The sequence below is a fragment of the Pseudomonas machongensis genome (assembly GCF_034961125.1).
Classification (GTDB): domain Bacteria; phylum Pseudomonadota; class Gammaproteobacteria; order Pseudomonadales; family Pseudomonadaceae; genus Aquipseudomonas; species Aquipseudomonas machongensis.
Genome location: NZ_JAYFUI010000190.1, coordinates 224,486 through 240,304, shown reverse-complemented (window position 1 = coordinate 240,304; position 15,819 = coordinate 224,486). Strand labels below are relative to the sequence as shown.

Annotated in this window: 10 protein-coding genes; 4 read left to right on the top strand and 6 right to left on the bottom strand. The window is 62.5% G+C overall.

Going from position 1 to position 15,819, the window contains the following annotated elements:
* Complete coding sequence (locus tag VA602_RS23380) at positions 1-1,215, bottom strand: CmpA/NrtA family ABC transporter substrate-binding protein (RefSeq protein ID WP_323454467.1); 1,215 nt, start codon at positions 1,213-1,215, stop codon at positions 1-3.
* 128 nt (positions 1,216-1,343) lie between these two features.
* On the opposite strand from VA602_RS23380, the gene VA602_RS23375 reads away from it, so the two are divergent.
* Positions 1,344-2,366 carry a quinone-dependent dihydroorotate dehydrogenase gene (locus VA602_RS23375; protein WP_063543995.1) on the top strand — a complete coding sequence of 341 codons (1,023 nt, stop codon included), beginning with the start codon at positions 1,344-1,346 and terminating at the stop codon, positions 2,364-2,366.
* Positions 2,367-2,468: 102 nt separating this feature from the next.
* Here VA602_RS23375 and rmf read toward each other — a convergent pair whose 3' ends face one another.
* Positions 2,469-2,684, bottom strand: coding sequence for a ribosome modulation factor (gene rmf, locus VA602_RS23370; RefSeq protein WP_080642046.1), 216 nt, complete (start codon positions 2,682-2,684; stop codon positions 2,469-2,471).
* A gap of 549 nt (positions 2,685-3,233) precedes the next feature.
* Between rmf and rlmKL the strand changes: the two genes are divergently transcribed.
* Both rlmKL and VA602_RS23360 read left to right on the top strand, forming a co-directional pair.
* Positions 3,234-5,426, top strand: a complete 2,193-nt coding sequence (gene rlmKL / locus VA602_RS23365; RefSeq protein ID WP_063543997.1) for a bifunctional 23S rRNA (guanine(2069)-N(7))-methyltransferase RlmK/23S rRNA (guanine(2445)-N(2))-methyltransferase RlmL — start codon at positions 3,234-3,236, stop codon at positions 5,424-5,426.
* 94 nt (positions 5,427-5,520) lie between these two features.
* Positions 5,521-7,908 carry a sensor domain-containing diguanylate cyclase gene (locus VA602_RS23360; protein ID WP_323454466.1) on the top strand — a complete coding sequence of 796 codons (2,388 nt, stop codon included), beginning with the start codon at positions 5,521-5,523 and terminating at the stop codon, positions 7,906-7,908.
* A 41-nt stretch (positions 7,909-7,949) separates the two neighbouring features.
* Here the strand turns inward: VA602_RS23360 and dacB are convergent, their stop codons facing one another.
* The gene (gene dacB / locus VA602_RS23355) at positions 7,950-9,413 is read right to left on the bottom strand and encodes a D-alanyl-D-alanine carboxypeptidase/D-alanyl-D-alanine endopeptidase (protein ID WP_054892460.1); all 1,464 of its coding nucleotides are present in this window, start codon (positions 9,411-9,413) and stop codon (positions 7,950-7,952) included.
* A gap of 186 nt (positions 9,414-9,599) precedes the next feature.
* Here dacB and VA602_RS23350 point away from each other — a divergent pair, with 186 nt between their 5' ends.
* A complete protein-coding gene (locus VA602_RS23350; protein WP_054892459.1) occupies positions 9,600-9,944 on the top strand; it encodes a YggL family protein in 345 nt (114 codons plus the stop codon).
* A gap of 7 nt (positions 9,945-9,951) precedes the next feature.
* On the opposite strand, the gene VA602_RS23345 is transcribed toward VA602_RS23350, so the two are convergent.
* The 3 genes from VA602_RS23345 to VA602_RS23335 all read right to left on the bottom strand — a co-directional run bounded on the left by VA602_RS23345 (position 9,952) and on the right by VA602_RS23335 (position 15,789).
* Positions 9,952-13,551, bottom strand: a complete 3,600-nt coding sequence (locus VA602_RS23345; protein WP_323454465.1) for an ATP-binding protein — start codon at positions 13,549-13,551, stop codon at positions 9,952-9,954.
* 8 nt (positions 13,552-13,559) lie between these two features.
* The gene (locus VA602_RS23340) at positions 13,560-14,180 is read right to left on the bottom strand and encodes a response regulator transcription factor (RefSeq protein ID WP_323454528.1); all 621 of its coding nucleotides are present in this window, start codon (positions 14,178-14,180) and stop codon (positions 13,560-13,562) included.
* A gap of 277 nt (positions 14,181-14,457) precedes the next feature.
* The gene (locus VA602_RS23335; RefSeq protein ID WP_125930368.1) at positions 14,458-15,789 is read right to left on the bottom strand and encodes a deoxyguanosinetriphosphate triphosphohydrolase; all 1,332 of its coding nucleotides are present in this window, start codon (positions 15,787-15,789) and stop codon (positions 14,458-14,460) included.
* Positions 15,790-15,819 lie beyond the last annotated feature (30 nt).

The window sequence follows — 15,819 nt, the reverse complement described above, 5'->3', positions numbered from 1 at the left end:
TCACGAACCAACCCGCATGTGCGGGGCGTCATCCAGGGCGTGCAGGCGGAAACTGCGGGCATAGGCATGGGGGTCGCTGCCGTCCCAGCGGATGCCGTCGATCAGCAGGCTGCTGCGCATCGGTGCATCGGCGCAGGGCACGCCCACGGCCTGGGCTGCTTCACGGTACAGCGCCAGTTGCTGCACACGCGTGGCCACCGCCAGGTAGTCCGGATCCTCGCGCAGCAGGCCCCAGCGTCGGAACTGGGTCATGAACCACATGCCGTCGGACAGATAGGGCAGGTTCGCCCGACCTTGGTCATGCACGCGCAGGGCGTGACGATCCTGCCACCGGTTGCCCAGTCCGTCGTGGTAGTCGCCCAGCAGGCGCGGTTCGATGTTGCTGGCTGGCGTATCCAGGTAGGCCCTGCCGCTGAGCAGTTGCGCCGTGCCTCGGCGATTTTCCGGGCTTTGCTCGATGAAACGGCTGGCGGCGAGTATCGCCTTGACCAGCGCGCGGGCGCTGTTGGGGTAGTGCTCGACGAAAGCGCGGGTGCTGGCCAGAACCTTTTCTGGATGGTCCGGCCAGATCGATTGACTGGTTGCCAGGGTGAAACCCTGGTTCTGCCCCACGGCGTCTGCCGACCAGGGCTCGCCGGCACAGAAGCCATCAATGCGCCCGGCGTGCAGGTGCGCGACCATCTGTGCCGGTGGGACCACCACGCTGTCGACATCGTGCAGCGGGTGGATGCCCTGGCTGGCCAGCCAGTAGTACAGCCACATGGCGTGGGTGCCGGTGGGAAACGTCTGGGCGAAGGTCAGGCGTGCGCCACGCTGGTGCACCAGCCGTGCCAGTGCTTCAGGGCTGGTCACGCCCTTGCGCTGCAGTTCCGGGGAAAGGTTGATGGCCTGGGCATTCTGGTTCAGGCCCATGAGTACCGCCATATCGTTGGCCACGGCACCGCCCATGCCCAGGTGCATGGCGTAGACCAGCCCGTACAGGCAGTGGGCAGCATCCAGTTCGCCGCTGGCGAGTTTGTCTCGGGTCCCGGCCCAGGAGGCCTGACGCTGCAGATTGAGGGTCAGACCCTGGAGCTGGGCGAAGCCCTGCGTGGCCGCGACCACCACCGAGGCGCAGTCGGTCAGGGCCATGAAGCCGATGTTCAGGCTGGGTTTCTCGGGTGCATCGCTGCCGTTGACCCAGGCCAAGGGTGTTGTCGGAGGGGCTGTGTTCACGAAATATCCTCACCCGTACCGATCGGGTTGCCAGCGCTTCGAAGCAACCCATGTGCCAAGGCCCTGTCGCGCGGACGGCGCGCTGGCTATAATCGCATCCCTCACTCATCCCCGAGTCCTGCCTGCCCATGTATACCCTGGCCCGCCAGCTGCTGTTCAAGCTCTCCCCGGAAACCTCCCACGACCTGTCGCTCGACCTCATCGGCGCCGGTGGCCGCCTTGGCCTCAATGGCCTGCTGTGCAAGCGCCCGGCCTCGGTGCCGGTGACCGTCATGGGCTTGAACTTCGCCAACCCCGTGGGCCTTGCCGCAGGCCTGGACAAGAACGGCGCGGCCATCGATGGCTTCGCCCAGCTGGGCTTCGGTTTCGTCGAGATCGGCACTGTCACCCCGCGACCACAGCCTGGCAATCCGAAGCCTCGGTTGTTCCGCCTGCCGGAAGCGACTGCGATCATCAACCGCATGGGCTTCAACAACCTGGGTGTGGACCACCTGCTGGAACGGGTGCGCGCGGCGCGTTATGACGGCGTGCTGGGCATCAACATCGGCAAGAATTTCGACACGCCAGTCGAGCGTGCCCAGGACGACTACCTGATCTGCCTCGAAAAGGTCTACACCCAGGCCAGCTACATCACGGTCAACGTCAGCTCGCCCAACACTCCCGGCCTGCGCAGCCTGCAATTCGGTGATTCGCTCAAGCAACTGCTCGACGCGCTGGCCGAGCGTCGTGAGCAGCTGGCGAGCGAGCACGGCAAACGCGTGCCGCTGGCGATCAAGATCGCACCGGACATGAGCGATGAGGAAACCGCGTTGGTGGCGGCAGCCCTGGTCGAGTCGGGCATGGATGCGGTAATCGCGACCAATACCACTTTGGGTCGCGAAGGGGTCGAAGGGCTGCCGTTCGGGGGAGAGGCGGGTGGGCTTTCCGGGGCGCCGGTGCTGGAGAAGAGCACTCACATCGTCAAGGTGCTGGCTGCTGAACTGGGCGGCAAGTTGCCGATCATCGCTGCGGGCGGGATCACCGAAGGTCGCCATGCCGCCGAGAAGATCGCAGCCGGTGCGAGCCTGGTGCAGATCTATTCGGGCTTCATCTACAAGGGCCCTGCACTGATTCGCGAAGCGGTGGATGCAATTGCGGCGCTGCCCCGCTAACAAAGACGCGGCCCAATAAAAAGGGCCCCTTCAAGGGGCCCCTGGGCCTCAGCCCGCCGCCCGGATGGGGCGTGCATGGTGACTCGAATTCAGTGTCCTCGTTCAGCCAACGGCGTGATTTTCGTTGAGTCTCTGGATGCCAGCGGTGCCGGTCATACCGTCCCAGTTGTCGCCGCGACCTTCACGCCAACCGTTGATCCATGCCTGGCGAACGGATGGCAGATTGAAGGGGCAAAGTTCGCGGGATTTGCCGGTTACCCCGTATTGGTAGCCACGTGAATATGCTCTTTCCAACGGATCACGCTTAAGTCTTCTCATAGGGTGTTGCCCTCACTTGTTGACTGTAATGTCCCGTCGGCCTCTCCGAGGCCGGGCAGAATCTTTCTGCCGGTTTTGCGCTCGCTGCCGGCGTGGCGAGCTGAAAGTGCCGCCTCGTTGCGAAGCGGCCTGAGGTCAGTTCTAACCAATGCGGGTCACAGTGTGAATGATCAATTTGTCATAAGGACGTAACCTTTCCAGGGGTGAGGGGATAAGTAAATAAATGCGACTCAACCTTGTTTAGGTTTTGTCCCGCTATGATGAGGGTTTGCCGATGATTGAAATCATTTGGCCATTGGCGCCATCGAACTGACGCAACATCTGGTAATGCGACGAAGGGTCACATCGATGCCTTCGTTAGACGAAATTTTCACACTGCTCGACGATCAAACCGCCTTGCGCCACTTGGCGCTGGATGTCGATCGGGTGGCCCGGTTTGCCGAATGATCGGCACGCCACCCGGATACCTGCTGGAAGGGTATCCGGCAAACTCAGGCAACAGCGATGCGTCGCGTTGCCAGCACACAGCCCAGAGGCTCTGGAATCTACATGTCGGACTCACTCGAACTCTATCTCACCTGCCCCAAAGGCCTGGAAGGGCTGCTTGCGGAAGAAGCCCGCGGCCTGGGCCTGGCCGACGTGCGCGAGCACACCTCGGCGATCCGCGGCGCGGCCGACATGGAAACTGCCTACCGGCTGTGCCTCTGGTCGCGCCTGGCCAACCGCGTGCTGTTGGTGGTCAAGCGCTTCGCCATGAAGAACGCCGACGACCTCTACGATGGCGTGCACGGTGTCGACTGGCAGGACCACCTGGCCGCCGACGGCACCCTGGCGGTGGAGTTCAGTGGCCATGGATCGGGCATCGACAACACCCACTTCGGTGCGCTCAAGGTCAAGGACGCCATTGTCGACAAGCTGCGCAACCGTGAAGGCCAGCGCCCATCCGTGGACAAGATCGACCCCGACCTGCGTGTCCACCTGCGCCTGGACCGCGGCGAAGCCATCCTGTCCATCGACCTTTCCGGCCACAGCCTGCACCAACGCGGCTATCGCCTCCAGCAGGGTGCTGCACCGCTCAAGGAAAACCTGGCTGCCGCGGTGTTGATCCGCGCCGGTTGGCCGCGTATTGCCGCCGAGGGCGGCGCGCTGGCCGACCCCATGTGCGGTGTCGGGACCTTCCTCGTCGAAGCTGCGATGATTGCCGCCGATATTGCACCGAACCTCAAGCGCGAGCGTTGGGGCTTCAGTGCCTGGCAGGGCCATGTCCCAGCGCTGTGGCGCAAGGTGCATGACGAGGCCCAGGCCCGTGCCCAGGCGGGCCTGGCCAAGCCGCCTTTGTGGATTCGCGGCTACGAGGCCGATCCGCGGTTGATTCAGCCCGGACGCAACAACGTCGAGCGCGCAGGCCTGGGTGACTGGGTGAAGATCTACCAGGGCGAAGTCGCCAGCTTCGAGCCGCGCCCGGACCAGAACCAGAAAGGCCTGGTCATCAGCAACCCGCCCTATGGCGAGCGTCTGGGGGACGAGGCGAGCCTGCTGTACCTCTACCAGAACCTTGGCGAGCGCCTGCGCCAGGCCTGCATGGGTTGGGAAGCGGCGGTGTTCACCGGCGCACCCGAACTGGGCAAGCGCATGGGCATCCGCAGCCACAAGCAGTATGCGTTCTGGAACGGTGCGCTGCCGTGCAAGCTGTTGCTGTTCAAGGTCCAGCCCGACCAGTTCGTGACGGGTGAGCGTCGCCCGACCGATGATCAGGCCGGCGACTCGCGTGCGGCACCGGCCGTGGCCCATGAACCGGCACGCCTTTCCGAAGGCGCGCAGATGTTCGCCAACCGCTTGCAGAAGAATCTGAAGCAACTGGGCAAGTGGGCCCGCCGCGAGCAGGTCGACTGCTACCGTCTGTACGATGCCGACATGCCCGAGTATGCCCTGGCGGTCGACCTGTATCATGATTGGGTGCATGTTCAGGAGTACGCGGCGCCGCGTTCGGTCGACCCGGACAAGGCCCAGGCGCGCCTGCTCGACGCCCTGGCGGCGATTCCCCAGGCCCTGGGTGTCGATCCTCAGCGCGTGGTGCTCAAGCGCCGCGAGCGTCAGGGTGGCACACGCCAGTATGAGCGCCAGGCCACGGAAGGGCGCTTCCAGGAAGTCAGCGAAGGCGGCGTCAAGCTGCTGGTCAACCTGACCGACTACCTGGACACCGGCCTGTTCCTCGATCACCGTCCGATTCGTCTGCGTATCCAGCGCGAAGCATCGGGCAAGCGCTTCCTCAACCTGTTCTGCTACACCGCTACCGCCACCGTGCATGCGGCCAAGGGTGGTGCGCGCAGTACCACCAGCGTCGACCTGTCGAAAACCTACCTGGATTGGGCGCGGCGCAACCTGTCGCTCAATGGCTTCTCCGAGCGCAACCGCCTGGAACAGAGCGATGTGATGGCCTGGCTGGAGAATGCCCAGGACAGCTACGACCTGATCTTCATCGACCCACCGACCTTCTCCAACTCCAAGCGCATGGAGGGGGTGTTCGACGTGCAGCGTGACCACGTGCGTCTGCTCGACCTGGCCATGGCGCGTCTGGCGCCGGGGGGCGTGTTGTACTTCTCCAACAACTTCCGCAAGTTCCAGCTCGACGAACACCTGCTCGAGCGCTATGCGGTGGAAGAGATCAGCGCACAGACCCTGGATCCGGACTTTGCCCGCAATAACCGCATCCACCGGGCCTGGCGCCTGCAGCTACGCTGAAGAGAAGAAGTGCATTGCAGGGCTGATGGCTAATGGCTATAAATCAGCTCAGGGCCGAACAATTCGCAGGACGCTGACGTGGTGAGAATGCTCTATGTCGAGGGTGCGTGCGAAGATGTTCGGCCTGATCAGCGAGGCGCTCTCGGCCTGGGCCGTTGCGCTGTTCGCGCTGGTGGCCGGCGGGTTGCTCACTGCTGCGCTGGCCTTCGCCGCCCACGCCTTCTACAAGCAGCAGTTGCGTCAGCGCTTCGAACTGCTGGCCAGTGAGCGCTACAGCCGTATCGCCGAACGCTTCGAGGATCAGGAACAGCGCCTGGACGGTCTGCGGCGCTTTTTCACCTATTCCAGTGACATTCTCCCCGAGGAGTTCGACGGTTACGCCCGCCCCTTGTTGCACCGTACCCAGGCATATTCCTGGGCGCCGCGGGTCGAAGCCGACGAGCGCGATGCCTTCGAGCGCCGCGCCAGCACCTGGCTGGGGCGCCCCTATCAGATTCGTGATTTCGATGCCCAAGGCCTTTGGCAGGCATCGCCGTCACGGGCCTTCTATTACCCGGTGCTCTACACCCAGGCCACCCGCCAGCACGACCAGCCTTACGGGCTCGACCTGCGTAGCCAGCCTCAGCGCCAGGATGCGCTGGACCGCGCCACCACGCCCGGCAGCCTGGCGGTTTCCTCCCCACTGGACATGATCGATGTCGAGCCGGCCTACACCCGTGGCCTGCTGATCGTCGCACCGGTGTTCACCGCGTCGGCGCCGAGCGGGCCGCCTGCCGGTTATGTCATGGCCTTGTTGAGCATGCGTCAGCTGATTGGCGAGGGGCTGCCGACCGCGTCGGACGATAACCTGGTGGTACGTATCCTCGATCTGTCGGGCAGCCAAAGCCATGAGACGTTGTACGATTCGGGCAACCTAAGCGCGCCATTGCCTTTGACCAGCAGCCAATTGCTGCATCTGGCCGACCACCACTATCAGCTCGATATTCGCCCCAGCGAAGCCTTCCTCCAGGCCAACCGTTCCTCGGCGGTGTTCACCGTGACACTGCTCGGTGGCTTGTTGAGCCTGTTGCTCAGCGCCTTGCTCTACAGCCTGTTCAGCCAGCGTCAGCGTGCTTTGACCCTGGTAGAGCAGCGCACGGCAGCACTGCGCGTGAGCGAGCAGTCGCTGCGTGAGACTCACAACCAGCTACGCAGCGTGCTGGATGCCGCGACCCAGGTAGCGATCATTGCCACCAGCCTGCGGGGCGTGATCAGCACCTTCAATGCGGGAGCCCAGCGCATGCTGGGGTACTCGGCCGACGAAGCGCTCGGTCACCTGGCGCTGGAGGATCTGGTCCAGCCGGACGAACTGCGCCAGCGTGCCCATGCCTTGAGCCTGCGCTACGGGCGCGAAATCACGGCAGGCCAGGCGATGTTCGCCGAAACCGTGCAGGAGGGTGCAGGGGTGCCCGGGGAGTGGACCCTGGTGCGCAAGGACGGCAGTCATTTGCTGGCCAACATGCTGGTGACGGCGGTGCTCGACGAGCAAGGCTTGTGGGTGGGTTACCTGGCCATTTGCATCGATGTCACCGAGCGTCGTCGTGTTCATGAAGCGTTGGCCGCCCGTGATCGGCTGCTGGAGAAGCTCAGTGCCGAGGTCCCGGGTGGCATCTACCAATATCGTCTGGATGCCGACGGCCATTCGTGTTTTCCCTACGCCAGCGCCGGGCTGCTGGACATTTATGAAGTGGATCTGCAGCTGCTGCGCCAAGACGCATCGAAGGTGTTCGAGCGCATTCATCCGGACGATCTTGATCGGGTGCGCCGTTCGGTGCGCGAGTCGGCCGTGCGCCTGACGCCCTGGCGCGAGGAGTACCGCGTCTGCCTGCCCCGCGCCGGTCTGCGTTGGGTGCGTGGGGAGGCAACGCCGGAGATCGGGGAGGAGGGCTGTACCCTTTGGCATGGCTATCTGACGGACATCTCCGATCTCAAGCGGGTGGAGGAGGAGTTGCGTGCATTGTCGGTGACTGATGTCCTTACCGGCATCCACAATCGGCGTTACTTCCAGGAGCGACTCAAGGTCGAGCTGGAGCGGGCCCAGCGTGATGATCTGGACCTGGCAGTGATCATGCTCGATATCGACCACTTCAAATGCATCAACGACCAGTTTGGCCATGCTGTCGGCGATCGCGTGTTGCGCAGCCTTTGCCAGCGGATTGGCCATCGCTTGCGGCGGACCGATGTGTTCTGCCGGCTGGGAGGCGAGGAGTTCATGGTGCTGTGCCCGGGCAGCAATGCCGAGCAGGCCCGCAAGCTTGCGTTGGAGCTGTGGCAGGGGGTACGCGGTGTGCCGGTCGAGGGGGTCGGCAGAGTGACGGCCAGTTTCGGCGTAGCGGGATGGCGTGTCGGTGAAGGGGCCGATGCCTTGTTGCTGCGAGCGGATGCGGGGGTCTATGCAGCCAAGCAGGCCGGGCGCGATCGCGTGGAGGCGGAGTTGCCTTGAGGTGGCCGGGGCTGCGTGACAGCCCCGGTTTTCCCTTTCTGTCAGGGCACTACGCCGACAGTCCCGGTGCCGACCTTGGGCTGGCGGTAGAGCTCCAGCAACACCTGATCCAGTACCTGGGAGGCGCCCCACGGCTTTGGATCATTGAGAATCGCCGACACGGCCCAGGTATGACCGTTGCTGTCGCGACTGAAGCCTGCGATCGCGCGTACGGTATTGAGGGTGCCGGTCTTGATGTGCGCCTCGCCGGTCATGGCGGTGCGCTTCAGGCGCTTGCGCATGGTGCCATCCATGCCCACCAATGGCATCGAGCTGATGAATTCGGCCGCATAGGGGCTCTTCCACGCGGCTTGCAGCAAAGCCGCCATTTCACGTGTGCTGACACGTTCTGCGCGTGACAGGCCAGAGCCGTTTTCCATCACGAGGTGCGGTGCGGTGATGCCTTTCTTGGCCAGCCACTGGCGCACGACACGCTGTGCCGCGCGGGCATCGTCGCCGTCGGCATCGGTGCGAAATTGCGCGCCCAGGCTGAGGAACAGTTGCTGGGCCATGGTGTTGTTGCTGTATTTGTTGATATCGCGGATCACCTCGACCAGGTCTGGCGAGAAGGCCCGGGCCAGCAGGCGTGCGCTCTTGGGCACGTTTTCGATGCGGTCACGGCCCTGGATGCTGCCGCCGAGCTCGTTCCAGATCGCTCTGACCGCACCGGCCGCATAGGCGGGGTGGTCGAGCAGGGCCAGATAAGTTTGCGAGTTGCAGCCGTCGCCGAGCTGGCCACTGACCGTGACGCTCACGCCATCGGGCTGCACCACGGGGTTGTAGCGTACATCGCCGGTGCATTGCTTGGAGGCCACGGCCTTGACCTGATTGTCGATGCGGATGCTGGCGATGGGCGGCTCGACCGAAACCACGACCTTGCCGCCATCGTTGCGGGCCACGAAGCGCAGGGCCTTGAGGTTGACCAGCAGCGAGTCCGGCTTGACCAGGAAGGGCTTGTTGACGTCACCGCCATCATCGTCGAAATGCGGCAGGGTGGGTTGAACGAAATGGCTGCGGTCCAGTACCAGGTCCCCGGTGACGGTGCGCACACCGTTGGCACGCAGGTCACGCATCAGCAACCAGAGCTTTTCCATGTTCAGTTTCGGATCGCCGCCACCCTTGAGGTAGAGGTTACCGTTGAGCACGCCGTTGTTCAGGGTGCCATCGGTGTAGAACTCGGTCTTCCACTGAAAGGTCGGGCCGAGCAATTCGAGAGCGGCGTAGGTGGTCACCAGCTTCATGGTCGAGGCCGGGTTGACCGAGACATCGGCATTGAAGATGGTCGGCGTGCCCGGTCCATCGAGTGGCAGCATCACCAGCGACAGGGCATTGTCCTGCAGCTTGTTGGTCTTGAGTGCCTGCTGCACCTTCGGTGGCAAGCTGGTGTTGACGGCGGCAGCCTGGCTGGGCAATGCGATGGGAAGGAGTAGGCCGGCGAAAAGCAGTGGGCGAAGCGTCTTGATCATGAGTGCTGTAACCCTGCGGGCGAGGGAAAGGGACGACGGGGCTGTAAGAGATGATGGCCCCTTGGCGAAATATAGTGCGCATTATGCCCCAAGCGTGCTGTTTGTGGGCAGGTTCGACACAAAAGCGCCGCTCTGGCGCGGAAACTGGTAAAGTGCCGCGCGTAATTACTCAAGAGGATTGTTTCAATGGCTACCAACCGTTCCCGTCGTCTGCGCAAGAAGCTGTGCGTGGATGAATTCCAGGAATTGGGTTTCGAACTGAACCTGGACTTCAAGGAAGACCTGTCCGACGAAGCCATCGATGCCTTCCTCGACGCCTTCCTGGCAGAAGCCATGGACGCCAACGGCCTGGACTACGTCGGTGGTGATGACTTCGGCCTGGTCTGCCTGGCCAAGCGTGGCTCGGTCAGCGAAGAGCAGCGCGCCACTGTCGAGGCGTGGCTCAAAGGCCGCAGCGAGCTCACCAAGATCGAAGTCAGCCCGCTGCTGGATGCCTGGTATCCGGACAAGCCGATCAACTCGGCTTCCTGATCCCGCGTCACTGTGCCTTGGCTGGTCGGCAACGCTGACCGGCCAAGGCCTTTTCTATGCGGCGCATCTGCCGCGCCAGTGCCTGGCGACGCAGTTTCAGTTGCGTCGACGACATACCCTCTGTTTCCAGCGCCTGGCAAGCCTCCATCAATCCCTTTGCGTCCAACATGCGTGCCACGCCAAGAATCTTGTGCGCCTGGTCGACGATGGCCTGTGCGTCGTGCTCGGGGTCCAGGGCCATCAGTAGAGTGAGGTCCTGCTCGAGACTCAGTTGCAGTGTAGCCAGCATTCTTGCCCGGTCTTCGCAGCGGTCACCGACGATCTTCGCCAGTGCGTCGAGGTCGAAAGGTTCTTGTGATTGCCGCCGTTGCGAGGGGCTCACGCTGGCCAGATGCAAGCCGAGGGTTTGCAGGCTGATGGGCTTGAGCAGGCAGTCGTCCATGCCGGCGTTCAGGCAACGCTGGCGCACTTCCGGTTGGGCGTTGGCGGTGTAGCCGAGAATGGTGCAAGGCGTCTTGCCCCGTTGACGTTCTTCACTGCGCAGGACTTCTGCCAGTTGGTAGCCATTCATGCGCGGCATATTGCAGTCCAGGATCAGCACGTCGAAGTCTGTGTGCCGCCATTTTTCCAGCCCTTCCTGACCGTCGCGGGCGCTGTCATGCCAGAGCCCCAGGTAGGTCAGTTGCTGGGCCATCAACTGCAGGTTGGCGGGATGGTCGTCGATGACAAGAACCCTGAGCCGCGTGTCGGGTGCCTCTATGTGCGGGGGCTGCACGACGCTGTCCGGGGGCGGTGCCACGCGCTGCAGCGGCATCAGCAGTCGTACCTGGGTACCCACGCCCTGCAGGCTCTTGATCGCCAGTTGGCCGCCCATCATTTCGCACAGGGTGCGACAGATCGCCAGGCCCAGCCCAGTGCCGGCACGGGCGCTTTCGCTCTGTGGGTCGACCTGTACGAAGGGGGTGAACAACCGTCGCAGGTCGTCGTCGTGAATGCCGATCCCGCTGTCGCGCACTTCCAGCTCGAGCATGTCGCGCTCGCTTTCCTGCACCGAGGCTTTGATGCGTACATGGCCATCGTTGGTGAATTTGATCGAGTTGCTGACCAGGTTGGAGAGCACCTGCTTGAAACGCAGTGGATCGAGCAGGGCGTGGCAACGTGCCGAGGGATCTATGACCACTTCCAGCAGCAGGCCTTTTTCTCGGGCCTGACCTTCGAATACCCGTCGTACCGATTCGATCAGGGATGCCAGATCGATCGGTTCGGGGCTCAGGGACATATGCCCGGACTCTATTCTGACGATGTCGAGAATATCGCCAATCAGCCCGAGCAGGTCCCTGGCCGAATGATAGGCGACCTCGATCGACGCTTTGTCCAACTGCCCCTGATCGGCGCGTCTGGCCGCGAGTTCGAGCATGCCGATGACGGCGTTCATCGGCGTGCGGATTTCATGGCTGATGGTCGCCAGGAAGGTGCTCTTGGCCCGGTTGGCATCGTCGGCCTGCTGTTTCGCGAGGCGCAGGTCCTGGATCAGCTTGCGGCGTTCGCTGATGTCGATCCAGCCGCCGATGATGCCTTGCACTTCGCCCAGCGAGTCGCGGTAGGGAAGGATCCAGTGGTAGATGGTCAGTTCGCGGTCTTTAAGGCGCAGGGGGCGGTCGATGATCAGCGGCGTGCCTGCTTCCATTACCTGCAGATAGTCGGTTTGGATCTGCCGGGTATAGTCGCAGTTGCTGAACAGGCTTTCATGGAGCAGTTTGCCCATGACCGCGTCGGCACTCGCGTCGACGGCCTCCAGATAGCTGTCGTTACAGCTTTGCAACCGTCCTTCGCGATCGCGTACGTACATCGGGTGAGGGGTCCCATTGAGCAGGGCGCGCATGAACTCGAGCTGATCGTTCAAGGCGCGTTCTGCCCGGCGACGCTGCCGTATCTGGCGTCGCAAGTAGGCGTTCCAGGCCAGCGCCAGTAACAGCAGGATGCCGATCCCCAGCACGACCTGCAGCACCAGACGCTGGTACTCGCGCCATTGGCCACCATCGTGCAATGCATAACCGCGCCAGCGACTGTTGATGACACCCAGCTCTTCAGGCGTGATGCTCAGCAAGGCTTTGTCGAGGATGGAGGCCAGCGGGCTGGCGTCCTTGACGCTGGCCATGGAGAAGGTGGCCGGGTCGTTGCCGACGGTGCTGCGGATCACCAGATCGTTGTTGGCGGCGATGGCGTGGTTGGCATCCAGCAGCGTGGTGATGGCTGCGTCCACGGCGCCGCTGCCCAACAGGGCCATGGAGTAGAAAGTGCTTTCGGTCTCGATCAGTCGGATCTTCGGGTGTGCCGTCGCCAGCAGGACGGAGGGGGAGGTATGTCGTGTAACGGCGACCCGGCGGCCATTCAGATGTTCCAGCGACGTGTACGGTCGGCCGCTGCGGGTAACCAGTACATAGGGGCTCTCGAGATACGGGCGACTGAGTTGCAGGTCTGTTCGGGCAGGCGATGCGATGGCAAGTGCAGCAATCAGGTCAGCACTGCCCTGCGCGAGTGACTGGATCATTTCCTTTATCCCGGTAGCGCGTTGGATCTCGAAACGCAAGCCGGTGCGCAGTCGAACCAGCTCCAGCAGGTCGGCAGTGATACCGCGGAAATGGCCGTTGCCGTCGAAGAATGACAGGGGAGCCGAGGTATCGTTTACCACCACGCGCATGCTCGGGTGATCATGTAGCCATTGCTGCTCGCGCGGCGTCAGTTGCAGCCGACGATCGGTAAGCAGCAGGTCGCTGCCCGCGCTCCAGCGCTTGAAGATCGAATTCCTGACGCTGGCCGGCTGGCTGTCCAGGATGGTGTTGATCAGGCCCATCAACAGCTGATCCTGGGCACGCACGGCAAAGCTGAAGCCCACGGCTTCGTGCTTGCCGAAATTGCTCATGCGCAGTTGTGGCAGATGACCGCGGGTAAGCTGGAAGTGAGTCGAAATGGTATCGCCGAGAAAGACGTCGGCCTGGCCAAATGCGACAGCGTTCAGCGCTTCGGAGGTGGAACCGAAGGTTTTCAGCTGGGCTTGTGGGTAAAGCGCATGTATATCCTCGAGCGGCAGGTAATGATAGAGCGTGCTCAGGCGCAAGTCGGCGAGCCCCAGGTCGAGGGGGCGTGTTTCGTCTTCGCGGGTGACCAGAACGGGGCGATCTACAGCGTAGGGTTTGGACAGCGCCACCCCGTCGACCGCGGCCTCATAGCCGTTTGCACTGCCAAGCAGATCGATGCGCCCGGCCTTGAGTGCTTCCACTGCGTCCTGGCGATGATTAAAGCGCAGCACCTTTATTTCCAGCCCCAGTGCCCTGCCGATCAGGCCGGCATACTCCGCTGTCAAGCCTTGATATTCGCTGCCATTGGTGACGTCGAAGGGCGGATTGTTGGGCGCGGAGGTTCCCATTGTCAGGCTGGTGCGGCATTGCAGCCATTGCTGCTGCGCGGTCGAAAAAGCTGGCACGGTTGCTTCGGAGGTGGAGCGGACCAGCAGGTTGAGTTTCCTGGGGGCGGGCTCCTGCTTCGTTTGAGCCTGGCAACCCAGGCTGAGCAGGGTCAGCAGCACGCAGGCGATGTACCTCGGCATGATCCACCTCAGACCAGCGCGTTGCGCTTGGCCACTTCGATCAGGTCGACCAAGGTATCGACCCTTAACTTCTGCATCAGGCGTTTTTTGTAGGTGCTGACAGTCTTGTTGCTGAGGAACATGCCTTTGGCTATTTCCTTGTTGCTGCGCCCCTGTGCGAAAAGTTGAAGAACCATCAACTCTCTGTCGTTAACTTGTCGGAAAAGATCCATGTCACGAGCGGATATTTCCTGATGGGGTTTCATTGCCTGGCTGGGGAAGTAGTTGTAACCAGAAAGTACGGCCTTGACTGCGCTGAGCAATTCACTCAGATCTTCCTGCTTGCATACGAACCCGGCAGCGCCTGAGTGCATGCAACGGATCGCGAATAACGCGGGCGACTGCGCGGTCAGTACCAGCACTTTCGGTGGCAGCCCCATGCTCTGAAAACGTGCCAGGACTTCCAAACCGTCGAGCTTGGGGATGCTGATGTCGAGGATCACCAGGTCAGGCTGGGTCTCACGGATCATCTGCATGGCCTCGACGCCGTTGTCAGACTCGCCAATGACCTTGTAGCTCTGATTTTCCAGCAACATGCGAATGGCCAGGCGAATCACGGGGTGGTCATCAACAATAAATATGGAGCTCATATCAACTTCCCAGTCGGCGATTGTCAGATGCAAACAAAACCTTATCGCAGTTGACCGCCTTCGCGCATGAGAGGCTAGGCGTAACGCCATATATGGGAAAAGACCTACGTCCAAGTACTACACGCAGCTTGGATTTTTATGAGTTTTGTAAGGAGTCAAGACGAGAAAGTCACTAAATCTCAAATTATTCTTCTGAGTATTTAATGGCGCGGTGGTTGCGTAGGAAGTTTCTCTCAAGAGGAACGGCAAGCCGCGGCTGACCGTCCCTCGTTGTCGGTCAATGAGGGCTGGAGCGTCCTGTCATTTCTCCAGCCATTTCACTGGCGTAGCTGTCGGTCATGCCAGCGATGAAGTCGATCATGCGCAGGAAGGCGTTGTGCAGGGTGCCGTGTGGATCGGGGGCGTGGTTGCCGATCAGGTCCAGCACACGCCGACTCTTGAATGACGGCGTGCGCCCACCGTGTTGCTCCAGCGCTGCGCCGCAGAAGGCGTTGAGGAGGATCTCCAGCGTGGTATAGGCGCCGATCTCGTGCAGGGTCTTGCGCTTGTCCTGGAAGATCTTCTTGCGCGCGATATCCTTGGCCTGCAGCACACAGTGCTTGGCCGGTCCGTGCATGTGCTCGACCAGGTCCCCTGCCAGATGCCCGGCCAGCAGTGCCTGTTGCTGTTCGACGAAGGCCTCGGCGGCGGCGTTGGTCAAGTGCTCGATGGCCTTGCCGCGCAGAATGGCCAGTTTGCGCCGACGAGAATCCGCCGGGCCCAGTTGCCGATAGGTGTCGGGCAGGTCGTCACCGACCAGGTCCAGCAGCAGCGCCTCGACCTCGGCGTACTGCAGCAGCTCCATCTCCAGGCCGTCCTCCAGGTCGATCAGCGCGTAGCAGATGTCGTCCGCGGCCTCCATCAGGTACACCAGCGGGTGACGAGCCCAGCGTTGTTCCTCGAGCTGTGGCAGGCCCAGCTTGTGAGCGATCTGCTGCAGCAGCGGCAGTTCGCTCTGGTAGCAGCCGAACTTGTGTTTCTTGTACCCCAGCGCGTCGGCATGACGGGCGCTCCATGGGTACTTGAGGTAGGTGCCGAGGGTGGCGTAGGTCAGGCGGGTGCCGCCGTCGAACTGGTGGTATTCCAGCTGGGTGAGCACGCGAAAACCCTGGGCGTTACCTTCGAAGTTGAGGAAGTCGGCACGTTGGTCGTCGCTCATGTCGTCGAGCCACCCACGGCCCGCTGCCTGCTGAAACCAGTGGCGGATGGCGTCTTCACCGGAGTGGCCGAACGGTGGGTTGCCGATGTCGTGAGCCAGGCAGGCCGATTGCACGATCATGCCCAGGTCGCTTGGTGCACACCAGTCGGGCAGGTTGGCGCGCAGGGTCTCGCCGACCCTCATGCCCAGCGAGCGGCCTACACAACTGACTTCGAGGGAGTGGGTGAGGCGGGTGTGGATGTGGTCGTTGCTGGACACCGGGTGGACCTGGGTCTTGCGCCCCAGGCGGCGGAAGGCGCCGGAGAAGATGATGCGGTCATGGTCCTTGTGGAATGGGCTGCGCCCCAGTTCTTCGGGGCTGTACAAGGCTTTGCCGAGGCGTTCGCGGTTGAGCAGGGTATGCCAGTCCAAGGCTCGATCTCCCGTCAGATGGTGGCCATA

Coding starts and splice junctions, on each gene's coding strand:
- VA602_RS23375 (WP_063543995.1), top strand. CDS start 1,344: ATGTATACCCTGGCCCGCCAGCTGCTGTTCAAGCTCTCCCCGGAAACC.
- rmf (WP_080642046.1), bottom strand. CDS start 2,684: ATGAGAAGACTTAAGCGTGATCCGTTGGAAAGAGCATATTCACGTGGC.
- rlmKL (WP_063543997.1), top strand. CDS start 3,234: ATGTCGGACTCACTCGAACTCTATCTCACCTGCCCCAAAGGCCTGGAA.
- VA602_RS23360 (WP_323454466.1), top strand. CDS start 5,521: ATGTCGAGGGTGCGTGCGAAGATGTTCGGCCTGATCAGCGAGGCGCTC.
- dacB (WP_054892460.1), bottom strand. CDS start 9,413: ATGATCAAGACGCTTCGCCCACTGCTTTTCGCCGGCCTACTCCTTCCC.
- VA602_RS23350 (WP_054892459.1), top strand. CDS start 9,600: ATGGCTACCAACCGTTCCCGTCGTCTGCGCAAGAAGCTGTGCGTGGAT.
- VA602_RS23345 (WP_323454465.1), bottom strand. CDS start 13,551: ATGCCGAGGTACATCGCCTGCGTGCTGCTGACCCTGCTCAGCCTGGGT.
- VA602_RS23340 (WP_323454528.1), bottom strand. CDS start 14,180: ATGAGCTCCATATTTATTGTTGATGACCACCCCGTGATTCGCCTGGCC.